The sequence below is a fragment of the Dyadobacter psychrophilus genome, assembly GCF_900167945.1.
GTDB classification, from domain to species: Bacteria; Bacteroidota; Bacteroidia; order Cytophagales; family Spirosomataceae; genus Dyadobacter; species Dyadobacter psychrophilus.
Window position 1 is genome coordinate 381979 of sequence record NZ_FUZA01000004.1, and the last position, 14363, is coordinate 396341.

Sequence of the window (14363 nt, forward strand, 5' to 3'; positions counted from 1 at the left end):
GGAAATAGCCGGGGTTAGTATGGTAAATTTAATATAATAACCTTATAAACTGCAATCGGTTACATGAAAAGTAGAATTATATATCAGTGCCAACTACAATTTCTCTTTTATATTGCTCTAAATATCGGGCTCGTTGCGCGGTTTACCAAGCTAATACGGAAAGAATAATTGTTTGTGCTGCCTGAAAAGTCCCTGAATGCATGTTGGGAAAATGTTGAATGTTTAACTTTGCCCAATGAAAGAAGTAATAGCAGTAATTTTTGACATGGATGGTGTGATTTGCCATACCAATCCTTATCATTCTATGGCGTTTCGCGAATTTTTCTCCAAACGTGACCTGTCACCCACGGACGAAGAATTTGCTATGCATATGTTTGGCAAAAGCAATAGTTATATCCTGAGCCATTTCTTGCAAAGGGCGATTGAAGGGGAAGAACTCTTGCAAATGGAAAATGAAAAGGAAAGTCTGTTTCGCCAGATCTACGAACCTTACATTGACCCGATTGAAGGCATCGTGCCTTTTATTAATGACCTTCAAAGCAATGGTGTGAAACTGGGTGTGGCCACATCCGCGCCGCAAGCAAATCTGGACCTGATCCTGACAAAAGTTCCGATCCGGTCACATCTTGGCTCTATAATGGCGAGTGAAAATGTGAAAAAACACAAACCAGATCCCGAAGTTTATCTGACCAGCGCCAGAAATCTAGGTGTGGAGCCGGATCAATGTGTTGTATTTGAAGATTCTTTTTCGGGAGTTTCAGCTGCGATCAATGCTGGAATGCGTGTAGTAGGCGTGTTGAGCTCACATACGAAGGAAGAATTGCCTCCCTGCAATCTCTATATTGAAAATTACAGGGAGATGTCCTTCCAGAAAATTAAAAAGTTGTTCTGAACCGGTTATAACGTGACTGCGTCTTTCACTTTCACGTCGTAGACACCGGTGAGTACTTTTGCATTCCGTTTCAATTGCAGGAAGATCCGGTAACGGCCCTCTTTGGGGAATGAATAGGGGAAAGAGATGCGGTTGCCGTGATCCATGCCGGTCATAGCGCCGTCTTTCATGTCGTACATGCCCATTTCGGTCATAAGAAACACTTCTCTTTCTTCCATCGGCATGGCCTTCAATTTGGCGAGGTAGCGGTCGATGCTGTCCCTGAACATCACTGGTTGCGGTCTTTTAGCAACTTTGGCTGTATCGGCCATGCGGTCTTTGAATGTTTGTTCCGCAGCCATTGCAAATGTTCCGGTCGGGTGCAAATGAATGTATACAGAGCCGTCCGTACGCACAACTGCTACGTGGCCAGTCATGCCCAAATATGGTTCGGGATAGCAGGCGCTTCCATCCGGATTGAAAAATTCAAATGTCAGCTGATACGGTTTTCCGGCATCCAGCGGCTTATTCGGCATTCCTTCCCAAACCGCATATGAGCCGTCTTTGAAAACGGTTTTTGTTCCTGGCTTGCCACAGATCACGACATTCTCATCCATCGGCACATTGCCAGGAGCGTTAATCGGGTCAGTTACAACATATGTATCTTCTTCTGCGGTAACATTCAAAGGTTTCGCAGTGGCTGCTTGTTCGGGAATATCAATGGTGTCTACAATGGTTTCGGCAAAACCTGAGAGTTGGACAATGTCATTGTAAACCAGATATTTACCAGCTGGAAGTTTGGGTAAAAATGCTTCGAATGTTGTGCTGTCTATACGTTCCGGATGAATGTGCGCGAATGCGTCCAGCCCCGGGGTGCGCACGAGGAACGTATGCATCAGCTTGCCGTGGTCCGGGATCAGTGTGCTTAGCATACTGCCCCGACGTTGTGCGTTCCAGCCTGTTGTATCAATTTTTAATTGAAAAACCCTTTGGTTATTGGTTTGCAAAATGGCCGCGCTTCCTTTCACAGGTCTGTAAAGCCATTGTTTATATTCAGCAGCCCAGCTATCCCACCAGCTGCTTCCTCCATATAAAATGAGTGAGCATAACACGGTTGCAATGCCCATATTAACCCAGCGTTTTCTCTTTTGAGCAGGTGTTAATGTTTCACCAGGCCTTAATATTCCATCACTGACACTTGCACCGATGGTCGTGATCATTAACAAGAAGAGCAATATGCCCAAAATGCTTAGTCCAATGCCCAAATGTTTCGGCATGTCGCGTTCGGCTGTCGAAACGGCAACAATAGGGACGATAAGCTCCCCTTTTCCTTTGTCCCCCGCAATCTGGATCTGGGCGCTCGATGAGCCCCATTCCATTAGCCAAACTACCCCCTGAAACTGGCCCGTTTGTCCCGCAACTTGTGTAAGCTCGTCGGGAGACGGCGCGCCTTTGTCACCGGAATAGAAGTAAATCGGCCTGGCCAGGACTTTCCTGGCAATGCCATTTTCTATATAAACCGTAATTTTTGCGGTTCCCGGAATTACATCTGGCGGCTCCACGCTCACCAGCACTTTATACGGGCCGGCCTGCCCCTGCATTTTTACGCCGGCGCTTCCTACATGCGCTTTTGCCGTCATACTGACAGCCAAAAGCATAATGATTAAGATAAAATTTTTCATCGTTGAATTTTATGCATCCAATTGCCCCAAGCCAAGCCAATGCGCGTTGAAATCAAGCTGGCGATCAATGCAATGCCTAATCCTTTCAGTAATTCGGGCATTGTTTCTACCATCCACGGGCCGAATTTGTAACGATATTCCCAGTCGGGGCTGTTGCCGAAATACCAGTAATGACTTCCGAAAAACCAGTTTCTTGCATAGGGAGACTCCATCAGGAATGATCCGAAAAACCATTGGAATAAAAAGAAAACCAATAAGAACGCTGATCCTAAAAGCGCGGCCAGTTTCCAGTCGTTCATATAGCCGTAACGATGACGCAGAAAATCAAGAGCAATTGCAGGAATAATCAGTAAAAGTGGAAATTGAAAACCCTGATAGTGATCAATGTGATTTAAAATGGGGCCTAATTTCGGCTCGGCAGGAAACAAGGGGATAATCCAAAGCGTAAGCAACATTAATAAGGTATAAACGCCTGTTGCAGCGGTGATTGCCCATTTGTGACGAACAGCTCTGCCAACAGCCATTAACAAAATTGGAAATGCAGCCGAGGAAAAAATGTAAAGGCTGGAACGATGCATGCGCATACGGCCAAGTTCTTCGGAAAGTAATGTATACCAAATGGTTAGCAGGAAGCCAGCAGATAATGCAAATAGCCAGAACAATGTTTTATCCAATGCTTTTTTCTTGTCAAAAAATTGCGCTGAACGAAGTTTGAGCTGATTTTTAACCGCGATCACACTGATCATAGCACCAAACTGAATGCCGATAATGCCTAAAATCAACACCGTGTGGGGCGGCGAAAGAATGGTAACGTCCAAACCGTAAGTGTTATGCCACCAGTCGTCGAATGGTGCCGAAGTGAGCATGGATAATGCCCCCCAAACGCAGAACAAAGACCCTAATGAGCTGTAAAAAAAGCCCCAGATCTTTACGCTTGCAGACTTTTCCAGATCATTGCCCCAAAATGTTTTTCTCAGAATCTCGAACCCGGAGAACAGCCCGGCAACGACTGCGCCAAGATAGATCACCAGGTGAGGCGGCGACAAAAGACCATCACGGCCAATGCTCATGTGCCAGCATATGTCCCAGATCAAGCCGGTAATGACACAGAAAGAGGCAAAAACAGTCGCATAGATGTAAATAGGAATGTCCGGACTTGCGTTGAGCGGGACAACCCGGCCTCCGACCTCTGGCGGAGGGCCCATAGTAGTTTCCATAAGGTTGAGAAAGGATTTAATGCTTCAATATAACAGTTATCATGCACAACAGACAGTCGATGCGTGTTTTACCCCTATTTTACATGAAAAAAATGCTATGCAATGATCAAGCGGCTCAAAACGGGCGCATTGCTTTGACGAACCTGCCTTTGAAATAATTGGAAAAAAGATTGTCCTCCCGTACGCCACGCGAGGTTGAAGCATGAATGAACATGATTTCGTCCTGATTTCGGACGTCGGTCACAATTCCTGCATGGGAAACATAGCCTTCTTTGCCTGCTTCGGGCACAAAAAATAACCAGTCACCCGGCTTAATGTCTTTAATGCTGCTCACTTCCTGACCGAATTCCGATTGCTGCCAGGAAATGCGCGGGACTTTTACGCCGATTTCGGAATAGACGGAGCAGATCAGGCCCGAGCAATCGATGCCGTTTTTGTCATTTCCTCCTGAGCGATATGGAGTTCCGGCGTAAGTGCGGGCTACCTGGACCACTTGCGGGACTGCGGATGCGGGCATATCTCCCGGTCTGCTATATGTTGGTTTTGAGGCGGTTGCGGGCTTTCTGGCAGGCGTCCTTGCAGGTGGTCTGCGTGCAACGGTTCCTCGCGATTTGGATGACCTTGAAGGAGTGTATCTTGAAGAGTTCGATCTTTCCGGGGTTTTGCGAAGGGTATCGCATGCAAAAAGAAGTAATGTTAATGCCAGAGTGCAGATTGTGAAATGGAAAGTCCGGGTAATTTGCTTCTTCATGCGCAAGCTTTCTGTTAGTAACGATACTTTCATCAAAAATAATAAAGATTTATGAAGCAGATTGAAGGAATAAGCGCAGATTACTTAGCCAGAGCTATAACGAAGAGGGCACGATTTTGTATGAAAAATTAGGCTAAATATTATGTCCCTGACCGCTTTGTAAGTAGTTTTGTTGTGTTTTTATCGAATCCAAATTTTATTTGCTCCTAATGAAAATTATTTGTGTAGGCAGGAATTATACCGAGCATATTGCTGAATTAAATAATGAAAAACCGGATGCTCCCGTAATTTTTTTGAAGCCGGAAACGGCGCAGGTCAGGACAGGCGAACCATTCTTTTATCCCAATTTTTCGAAGGATGTGCACTATGAAGTGGAGCTTGTTGTAAAAATAAACAGGGTTGGGAAGAACATTGAAGAGCGCTTTGCTCATAAATATTACGACGAGATTGGCGTAGGCATTGATTTCACGGCGAGGGATTTACAATCTGAATTGAAAGCAAAAGGCCTGCCGTGGGAATTGGCAAAAGCATTCAACGGCTCTGCGCCGGTTTCGGAATTTGTTCCGGTTTCTGACTTCGAAGACATTCAAAATATTAATTTCAGTCTGGATGTTAATGGTGAGATGCGCCAGAACGGAAATTCTTCCATGATGCTTTACCGCATTAATTACCTGATCTCTTTCGTTTCCAAATATTTTATGCTCAAAAAAGGTGACCTGATTTTCACAGGAACGCCAAAGGGCGTTGGGCCTGTGCAGATCGGAGATAAGCTTACGGCGTCGATTGAAGGCAAGAAGATGCTTGAATTATTCGTTAGGTAAACCTGATCTTTTCGGTCGCAGGACCAGTCATTCATACACTTCGTTTTCATGCGTTATCATTCCCGGACAATGGTCCGTATTGGTTTGTTATTTTCGGGCTTGATGGGCTTATGCTCGCTTTCTTTTGCTCAGACACAAACTTACCCAAAAGGTTATTACCAGTTTCCGATCAGGCCGGGGCTTGCTAACTCGCTTGCGGGCGGGCTGGGCGACTTGCGCACAAACCATTTTCATGCTGGTCTTGACATTCGTACGGAACAGCGCGAAGGACTTAATGTGTATGCCGCAGCTGAGGGATATGTTTACAAAGTGGCGGTGCAGCGGAGTGGTTATGGCAATGTGATTTATTTACGCCATCCCAATGGTCAGACGACGGTTTACGGACATTTACTAAAATTCAGCGATCCCCTGGCGACCTACGTGCGCGAGGAGCAGTATAAAAAGCAGACTTTCGAAATTGATCTTTTTCCGGAAGCAGGAAAATTCAGTTTCAAAAAGGGCGAAATTATAGCGCTTTCAGGGAACACAGGCGGATCTGCGGGTCCGCATTTACATTTTGAGATCCGCGATTCCAAGGATAATTTTCTTAATCCACTGTATTTTGGTTTCAATGAGATTAAAGACGTGACTCCACCGAAATTTGTCAATCTGGCAATCAGGCCGCTGGACATTAATGGTCGGGTGAATGGTCAGTTTGACCGGAAGGTTTATGCGCCGGTTAAGCTGAAAGATGGCTCTTACAGACTCCCTGACACGGTTTCAGCAACGGGGATCATCGGAATTGATATGGTTGCGCACGACCAGATGACAGGCACCGGGTTCCGTTATGGTTTGCAGTGTATTGAGATCAAAATGGATGGGGATGAAGTGTTTTCCTATAACATTGAAATTTTTCCCAACACGGCCACAAGGGATTACAATAACCTGATCGACTACGAAACGGAACAGAAAACCGGGCAGCGTTATCTGAAATGCTACGTTCCCGACGGCAATAATTTCAATCTGTACAAAACCAATGCAATCAATGGTAAACTGAATATTGCAGATACGTTGCTGCATGAAGTGCGCGTCAAAATCACGGATTCTTTCGAGAATGCTTCTGAGCTGGTTTTTACGATCAAAGGTGAGCCAAAAAATTCGCCGCTTCCAGTTTATGATGTAGAAATAAATCCTGAATACATTCAAACGGACGTGCAGGAGAACACACTGGTCGTGAAGGCGAAACATTACCGGAGCACCATTCCGTTTGCGACTTATTATTCTAATGGCAAGGAAGTGAAAAAGGATCCCGATTTCTATGCAAGCGAGACAGCAGTTTTTCTGACAGATCTAAGAACATATATGCCGGATTCGGTCAAAATAGGCAAAACGACGGTTAAAACTTATTTAAGAAGTCAGATTTATCCGGCAGTTGCATCCAGCTATAAGGCAGAGAAATGGTCCGTTGATTTTAAAAACACCAGCATCTTCGACACATTGTTTCTCACTGGGCAGCAGAATTTTAATGCATTAACCATTAATAACCGGGGAACGGCGCTTAAAGATTATATTTCCGTAGCCTTTACTCCGGAGAATGTTCCTGAAAACAAGGAGAAAACACGCGTTTACCGCTATATAGACGGCTATTATCGGTTTTTAGGAGGAACCTGGGCAGATAATGAGATCAAATTTGAAACCCGGGAGCTTGGAACGTTTGTTATCCAGGCTGACACGGTGCCGCCCAAGATACGGCTGGTAGAGCATAGCAAAGACAGAATCCGCGGATTTATTGGAGACGCCACTTCCGGGGTTGATCATTATAAAGCATTGGTCAACGGGGAATGGGTGCTGATGAATTTTGATTCAAAAAAAGGCTATATCTGGTCTGAAAAGCTTGATCCTACTCAGCCATTTGAAGGCGAACTAACGCTGGAAGTGACAGATAGGGCAGGAAATAGTACTATCTTGCAAACCGAATTAAAAGACCTGCCTGTTGCGCGGAAAAAAACAAAAAAACGAAAAAGATAAACGTATGGGACTTCAAGTAGGCGATCCCGCCCCGGCATTTTCTGCAAAAGATCAGGATGGAAAAGAGGTGAAACTTTCTGATTTTAAAGGAGAAAAAGTCATTCTCTACTTTTATCCAAAGGACGATACACCTGGTTGCACGGCGCAATCATGTAACCTTCGGGATAATTACGATTTGCTTTTGAAGCGGGGTTATAAAGTTTTGGGCGTGAGTGTGGATGACGAAAAGTCGCACAGGAAATTTATAAAAAAATATAACCTGCCTTTCCCGTTACTGGCTGATACTGACCAGAAATTGGTAAATGATTACGGCGTTTGGGGCGAAAAGAAATTATTTGGTCACGAATACATGGGAATCATCCGCACAACATTCGTCATTGATGAAAACGGTGTAATTGAAGAAGTTGTGCAGAAAGTGGATACTGAAAATCACACTGATCAAATTCTTAACAAAAGTGAGTAATAATGAGTCATTCGGAAAGCCGTAATAATGGGACATTTGCGGGCTGAAAAATGTACGCACAAAGAACGTATTTGATAAATAGAAAATCGATAAACATGGAAGTTGAACAATTAGAAAAAGTAGCCTCACAAGTTCGCCGGGACATTGTGCGTATGGTGCACGGCTGCCAGTCGGGACACCCGGGAGGTTCTTTGGGCTGTACAGAATTACTTGTGGCGCTTTATTTTGAGCGTATGCAATTGAAAGAACAGGACGGAAAGCCGGTTTTTGACATGAATGGCAAGGATGAAGACTTGTTTTTTCTTTCTAATGGACATATTTCGCCGGTTTGGTACAGCACGCTTGCGCGTAAAGGCTATTTCCCTGTGGAGGAAATGGCAACTTTCCGTAAGCTGGATTCGCGCTTGCAAGGTCACCCGACTACGCACGAGCATTTGGAAGGAATTCGCATTGCATCTGGATCATTGGGACAAGGTATGTCTGTGGCGATCGGTGCTGCGCTTGCCAAAAAACTCAACAATGACAAAGGTCATGTTTACGTGTTAATGGGCGATGGCGAGCAGCAGGAAGGACAGGTTTGGGAAGCAGCTACATTTGCGCCGCACCACCAGGTTGATAACCTCGTTGCATTCATTGACTTGAATGGTCAGCAAATTGACGGCCCGACAGTTAAGGTTATGAACAACCGTGATTTGGGTAAAAAATATGAAGCGTTCGGATGGGAAGTGATTTCTATCGAAGAAGGCAATGATATGGCAGCAGTGCTGAAAGGCCTTTACGAAGCAAAAAGCAGACTGGGTCACGGCAGACCTATAATGGTTCTGTTGCATACAGGAATGGGTTTTGGTGTTGATTTCATGATGGGCAGCCACAAATGGCACGGCGTAGCGCCTAATGATGAGCAACTTGCGGCAGCGCTCGGCCAGTTGGAAGAAACAATGGGAGACTATTAATTATATACAATGAAAAAATACACCTTCACTGAGAAGAAAGATACGCGTTCGGGCTTTGGGGCCGGAATGCATGTGTTGGGACAGCAGAACGAAAATGTCGTGGCACTTTGCGCTGACTTGGTTGGTTCGCTGAAACTCGAAGCATTTATAAAAGAAAATCCTGACCGTTTTATCCAATGCGGTATTTCGGAAGCAAATATGATCGGCGTTTCTGCCGGCTTGACCATTGGCGGTAAAATACCTTTCGCTACAACATTTGCAAACTTTGCAACGGGCCGTGTTTATGACCAGATCCGTCAGAGTGTTGCTTATTCCAATAAAAATGTGAAGATCTGTGCTTCACACGCGGGACTTACATTAGGAGAAGATGGCGCAACGCACCAGATCCTGGAAGATCTTGGGATGATGAAAATGTTGCCGGGCATGACGGTGATTAATCCTTGCGATTATAACCAGACAAAAGCAGCAACCATTGCGATTGCTGATTACGAAGGCCCTGTTTACCTGCGTTTCGGTCGTCCGGTAATCCCTGTTTTCACGGATGCGGATCAGAAATTTGAGATTGGTAAAGCGTGGATGGTGAATGAAGGAACGGATGTGAGCATTTTCGCAACGGGCCATATGGTTTGGGAAGCGATCCAGGCGGGTGAACTTCTGGAAGCGGAAGGCATCAATGCAGAAATTATTAATATTCACACCATTAAGCCTTTGGATGAAGAGGCAATCCTGAAATCTGTGGAGAAAACAGGTTGCGTGGTAACCACTGAGGAGCATAACCGCATTGGTGGTTTGGGAGACAGCGTTGCGCAGGTTTTGGTTAAAAACAAACTGGTTCCTCAGGAATACGTGGCGGTGAACGACAGCTTTGGAGAAAGCGGAACGCCTACACAACTGATGGAAAAATACGGCTTGACAGCGAAGCACATTGTGGAAGCTGCAAAACGTGCTATCGAGAGAAAAGCATAGGTTATTGAAGTTACTGACCGGCTTTTGGTGCCGGAAAACGTTGAGTCTTGCGAAAGGTTAAAACTATGTTTTACTTTTTGCAAGACTCAAATTTTATTTGCCCTGAACCAAAAAATGAACTATTATTGACTTGTGTTGATTCGGGAATTAGTATTGATTAAATGTCTGACGAAGAATTATTATCCCTTTTTGAAAATCCCGAAACGCGGCGGAACGCTTTCAGTCAGCTGGTGCGGAAGTATCAGCAAAAAGTATATTGGCTGGTAAGGAAAATGGTTGTGGACCATGATGATGCGAATGACATTACACAGGATGTTTTTATTAAAGCCTGGACGGCGCTGGAAAATTTCCGTGGCGACTCCAAGTTCTACACCTGGCTTTACCGGATTGCGAGTAATGAGGCTATCAACTTCCTGAACAAGAAAAGAAAACGCTTTTTCATTTCTATTAATGATGTAGAAAGTGAGCTGAGCGAAAAGCTGGAAGCCGATCCGCTGGTGAGCGGTGACGCCATTCAGCTCAAATTACAGAAGGCATTATTAAAATTACCAGAAAAGCAAAGGCTGGTTTTTAACCTGAAATATTTTGAAGAACTTCCTTACGAAGAGATTTCGGAGATTACCGGGACGTCGGTTGGCGCGCTAAAAGCTTCATATCATTGGGCTTCAAAAAAAATTGAGGATTATTTAAACGAAACGGATTAAACCATTTCAAACTAGTTTGGTCAAACATTTACAAGATTGGAAATATAAATAATCATGGATAATAAGCGCATACGACTGGATGATCTGAAAAAGGAAGTTCCTTTCCAGGTTCCGGAGGACTATTTTGACAAACTGCCTCAGATGATCCAATCAAGAATTCCGTCGGAACCTGTTCGTAAGCCTGTAATAGGCTGGTCGTGGCAGCGTTCGCTGGCGCTTGTGTCGGCAATGGCTTTGATTTTAGTGCTGGTATGGGTAACCGTTCCGGAACGCCAGGGATCGCTCGGACAGGAGCCGTTAAGTGGCATCAGTAATGCGTCCATCGTTAGTTACCTGGAAGACCAGGACATGAGTTATTACGATTTAAGTGAGCATAAAGTTGTTCAGAAGGCATTTGACACGGATTCCACTGTACTTTTTTACCTGGATGGACTTGAAGATGACATCCTTCGCCAGCAATTACAGGAATCGGTTTCGAGTGCTGAGACGATTTGACCCTAACAATAATTATAAAATGAACTTACAACTTATTACCAGACACCGAAATTTATTGATAATTCTCTTTGTGGCGTTGCTTTCGATTACAGCAGTGAGCGCGCAGAGGAAGTCGGAGGAAGAGATAAAGCGGATTCAGGATGCGAAGGTGGCCATTATTACCAACCGTCTGAACCTGACACCCGAACAGTCGACGGGATTCTGGCCGGTTTACAATGAATATTCTCAAAAAAGGAAAGAGATCCACAGGGCGCAGCGGAAGATCATTAATGATAAAAAAGCGGAAGGCCAGACGGATGATCAAGTGCTTAACAACCTGAAAGAAGTGCAGGAATTGCGTCAGAAAGAGTTGGATCTTGAAAAAGAATATCAAAACCGCTTCCTGAAAGTCATCACAGCGAGTCAGGTGATCGAATTATACAAGGCGGAACGTACATTCAATGACATGCTTATCCAGCGCCTTAAAAATAAATAGAACGTTAAAGAACTTTTGACCGGCTATCGGCTTATTACAAATCGTTATCCCACATTGGCTCCGGCTGGTTGTGGGATTTTTTATGGCAAAAAAATAGCCGGGGAATGCCCGGCTATTTTAGTTATATTAAGTAATGGGATCTCAGCAATATCAGTGGCCGCCGACCACTTCTACGCCATTGATGCCCTTCGTTTCCACAACAATGTTCCGTAATGGCGCCGCGTGTTTTTTGAAGTCCTGAATGATTTCAAGCACGTCATAATCAATGTTCATGGACTTGGTGCCGTCAATAACCACAGTGGCATTGTCAGGCAAATTGTCCAATGTTGCACTAATACTCCCTTTGTTCAGGAATGTCACTTCCTCTGACAGGATTAATGTAATCACATCGCCATCTCTGTGTTTTTCTTTCACATAATGATAAGAATGCTTGTAATTTTTTCTCAGAATAAAATAAATCGCAACCACCATTCCGATGCCTATTCCTTTGAGCAGATCCGTGCTCAGGATGGCGATAATGGTCACTATAAACGGTATGAACTGCTCTTTGCCCAACTGGTACATTCCTTTGTAAAGAGAGAATTTGGACAATTTATAACCTACCACTAAAAGCACAGCAGCAAGCGATGCCAATGGGATAAAATTCAAGAACGTTGGAATAAAAAGGGCAGAAAGCAGCAAAATGGAGCCATGCGTAATGGTTGCCATTTTGGTTCTTCCGCCTGAATCTATATTAGCAGAGCTCCGCACAATTACCTGTGTGATGGGCAAGCCGCCGATCAACCCCGAAGTAATGTTACCAATTCCCTGGGCAACCAGCTCGCGATTCGTTGGCGTACTGCGCTTGAAAGGATCAAGTTTATCCGTTGCTTCAACGCACAGCAATGTTTCGAGGCTGGCAACAATAGCTAATGTTAAACCGATCGTATATGTCTCGACCCTGGTGATAGCGGAGAAGTCTGGTGTTTTGAAAAAGCTGAAAAACTCGCTTGCCGAAGAAGCAACTGGTAACTGCACCAAATGATCGCCGGATAATGCCCAGTTCGGCATTATTCTCGAAAACAACAGGTTGAGCAGGATTCCGGAAATCACCACGAACAATGCACCTGGCACAAACCGGAAAAGCTGAACTTTCTTCATAAAAGGCTTGTCGAAAAGGATCAGCAACCCGAGCGAAAACACAGATATAATAATAGCGCCGGTGCTGCTGTATTTTACGGCATTGAAAAGCTCGGTAAATGTATTTTGACCGTCTTTCTGACTAAATGCTTCATCACCCATGAAATCCGCGTCATAACCGAATGCGTGCGGTATTTCCTTCAAAATGAGGGTTATACCAATGGCTGCCAGCATTCCTTTGATAACGGACGAAGGAAAGTAATAGCCGATGATGCCGGCTTTCATCACTCCGGCGATTACCTGGATGATCCCTGCAATTACGACGGCCAGGAGAAACGCCTCAAAACTGCCCAGTGTATCGAGGGCATTGAGTACGATCACAACAAGCCCTGCCGCTGGACCAGAAACCCCAAGGGATGATCCGCTGATGGAACCAACGACGATCCCGCCGATCATTCCAGCAATTATACCTGAAAAAAGGAGGTCGGAGCGCCCGGTGGAGGCTAATGCTACACCGAGACACAATGGTAACGCAACCAGATAAACGACCAGCCCGGCAGGGATATCATACTTGAGGTTGGAAAACAAATTATTTTTATCTGCTGACATACGATTATCTAATAAATCAATTAGTGATCAAAAACGAATACGATATCAGGCGATAACAGGAACATCCATCCTATATACGTTCTCCATGTCGTCTGCGCTGTCCATGGTTACATCAAGATCCTGAAGAATGCCGGTTCCAACTGCATAAACAAGTCCGTGAACTTGTAAAGGCTTTTTGTTTGCCCAGGCATTTTGTACAATTGACGTTTTTGCCAGGTCCATCACCTGCTCTATCACATTGAGTTCAACAAACCGGTCGGTTCTTTTCTGCATGTCTTCGATGCCGTTAAGCTCATCCTGGTGCAGACGGTAAACATCTTTAATGTGTCTGAGCCAGTTGTCAATAAGGCCCACTTGCTTGTTGCCCATCGCAGCGGCAACACCTCCGCAACCATAATGTCCGCAAACGATAATATGTTGCACACCAAGCACATTTACAGAGTAATCCAGCACACTTAGCATGCTCATATCCGTATGAATGACCATATTGGCAATGTTGCGATGTACAAAAATATCGCCGGGCATTGTGCCGGTTAAGGCATTTGCAGGAACGCGGCTATCAGAGCAGCCGATCCATAAAAATTTGGGACTTTGCCCGTTTGCCAGTCTGTTGAAGAATTCAGGATCCTGCTCGTTTGTTGCATCGACCCATTTTTTATTGTTTTCAAAAAGTTGATTATATGACCTGATCATGATTTCTTTTAAGGATAATTTATTGAATAGGAGAACTTAGACGACGAGCCTGACGGAATGGAAATAATACACATCCGCAGGAGCATCATGCTCACAGAATAAATAATGCAAGAAAATCAGATCAATTCGGGTGGCGGCGAGAGCAGCTTGAGTGAGATTTCGTTTTGAAATCCGGCAGAGTAGGAGAAAGTCTTTTTAAGCGGGATTGATAAAATGTATTTATCAAAATGTAGGGAATGAGAAATCAACAACTGGTCGTCGTTGATTTTCTCAACTTCTGTTTTTTCATTATCGCAAGTGCCGGTATCGCAAACCACAGATGACTTTTCCTTGGCCAGCAAGAGGCTGGCGACATCTGTGGCTTTACAGATGAGGAAGGCCGTAAGTAATATGAGACAGAGTGACTTAAGCAACTTGAGATGTGATTAGGTAAAGGCTTTTACTTAGCTTTCCATTGTTTTTCATTGTTTTCCAGCCAGCGTCCGACAAGGAACGCAGAACCGAGAAGAACCACATAAAAAACGATCATTATGATTG

15 protein-coding genes are annotated in these 14363 nt (G+C 44.6%); 9 read left to right on the plus strand and 6 right to left on the minus strand.

Annotated features, from left to right (window positions below):
- The first annotated feature begins 235 nt into the window (after positions 1 to 235).
- Positions 236 to 892, plus strand: a complete 657-nt coding sequence (locus B5X68_RS17590) for an HAD family hydrolase (RefSeq protein ID WP_082216054.1) — start codon at positions 236 to 238, stop codon at positions 890 to 892.
- A 5-nt stretch (positions 893 to 897) separates the two neighbouring features.
- Here B5X68_RS17590 and B5X68_RS17595 read toward each other — a convergent pair whose 3' ends face one another.
- The 3 genes from B5X68_RS17595 to B5X68_RS17605 form a co-directional block, all read right to left on the minus strand.
- Positions 898 to 2553, minus strand: a complete 1656-nt coding sequence (locus B5X68_RS17595) for a DUF8832 domain-containing protein (RefSeq protein ID WP_082216055.1) — start codon at positions 2551 to 2553, stop codon at positions 898 to 900.
- Positions 2550 to 3770 carry a hypothetical protein gene (locus B5X68_RS17600; protein WP_229208464.1) on the minus strand — a complete coding sequence of 407 codons (1221 nt, stop codon included), beginning with the start codon at positions 3768 to 3770 and terminating at the stop codon, positions 2550 to 2552. Before B5X68_RS17600 ends, B5X68_RS17595 begins: the two co-directional genes overlap by 4 nt.
- Before the next feature lie 115 nt (positions 3771 to 3885).
- Positions 3886 to 4521 (minus strand): C40 family peptidase, encoded by a 636-nt coding sequence (locus B5X68_RS17605; protein ID WP_082216057.1) that lies wholly within the window; start codon positions 4519 to 4521, stop codon positions 3886 to 3888.
- 209 nt (positions 4522 to 4730) lie between these two features.
- Between B5X68_RS17605 and B5X68_RS17610 the strand changes: the two genes are divergently transcribed.
- The 8 genes from B5X68_RS17610 (at position 4731) to B5X68_RS17645 (ending at position 11405) form a co-directional block, all read left to right on the plus strand.
- Positions 4731 to 5342, plus strand: coding sequence for a fumarylacetoacetate hydrolase family protein (locus tag B5X68_RS17610; protein ID WP_082216058.1), 612 nt, complete (start codon positions 4731 to 4733; stop codon positions 5340 to 5342).
- Positions 5343 to 5390: 48 nt separating this feature from the next.
- Entirely contained in the window at positions 5391 to 7349 is a 1959-nt protein-coding gene (locus tag B5X68_RS17615) for a M23 family metallopeptidase (RefSeq protein WP_082216059.1), read from the plus strand.
- A 4-nt stretch (positions 7350 to 7353) separates the two neighbouring features.
- Positions 7354 to 7812 (plus strand): thioredoxin-dependent thiol peroxidase, encoded by a 459-nt coding sequence (gene bcp, locus B5X68_RS17620; protein ID WP_082216171.1) that lies wholly within the window; start codon positions 7354 to 7356, stop codon positions 7810 to 7812.
- A gap of 95 nt (positions 7813 to 7907) precedes the next feature.
- On the plus strand, positions 7908 to 8765 hold the full coding sequence (locus B5X68_RS17625; protein ID WP_170916672.1) for a transketolase: 858 nt from the start codon (positions 7908 to 7910) through the stop codon (positions 8763 to 8765).
- A 9-nt stretch (positions 8766 to 8774) separates the two neighbouring features.
- Complete coding sequence (locus B5X68_RS17630) at positions 8775 to 9731, plus strand: transketolase family protein (protein ID WP_082216060.1); 957 nt, start codon at positions 8775 to 8777, stop codon at positions 9729 to 9731.
- Positions 9732 to 9892: 161 nt separating this feature from the next.
- Complete coding sequence (locus tag B5X68_RS17635; protein WP_026628471.1) at positions 9893 to 10435, plus strand: RNA polymerase sigma factor; 543 nt, start codon at positions 9893 to 9895, stop codon at positions 10433 to 10435.
- A gap of 54 nt (positions 10436 to 10489) precedes the next feature.
- Positions 10490 to 10930: a hypothetical protein gene (locus B5X68_RS17640; protein WP_082216061.1), complete on the plus strand. Its 441-nt coding sequence runs from the start codon at positions 10490 to 10492 to the stop codon at positions 10928 to 10930.
- Between the two features lie 19 nt (positions 10931 to 10949).
- Positions 10950 to 11405 (plus strand): hypothetical protein, encoded by a 456-nt coding sequence (locus B5X68_RS17645; protein WP_082216062.1) that lies wholly within the window; start codon positions 10950 to 10952, stop codon positions 11403 to 11405.
- A 150-nt stretch (positions 11406 to 11555) separates the two neighbouring features.
- Here the strand turns inward: B5X68_RS17645 and B5X68_RS17650 are convergent, their stop codons facing one another.
- The 3 genes from B5X68_RS17650 to B5X68_RS17660 form a co-directional block, all read right to left on the minus strand.
- Positions 11556 to 13133 carry a SulP family inorganic anion transporter gene (locus B5X68_RS17650; RefSeq protein ID WP_082216063.1) on the minus strand — a complete coding sequence of 526 codons (1578 nt, stop codon included), beginning with the start codon at positions 13131 to 13133 and terminating at the stop codon, positions 11556 to 11558.
- A 45-nt stretch (positions 13134 to 13178) separates the two neighbouring features.
- Positions 13179 to 13826, minus strand: coding sequence for a carbonate dehydratase (gene can, locus B5X68_RS17655; protein WP_082216064.1), 648 nt, complete (start codon positions 13824 to 13826; stop codon positions 13179 to 13181).
- A gap of 116 nt (positions 13827 to 13942) precedes the next feature.
- On the minus strand, positions 13943 to 14239 hold the full coding sequence (locus B5X68_RS17660) for a hypothetical protein (protein WP_082216065.1): 297 nt from the start codon (positions 14237 to 14239) through the stop codon (positions 13943 to 13945).
- Positions 14240 to 14363: the final 124 nt, after the last annotated feature.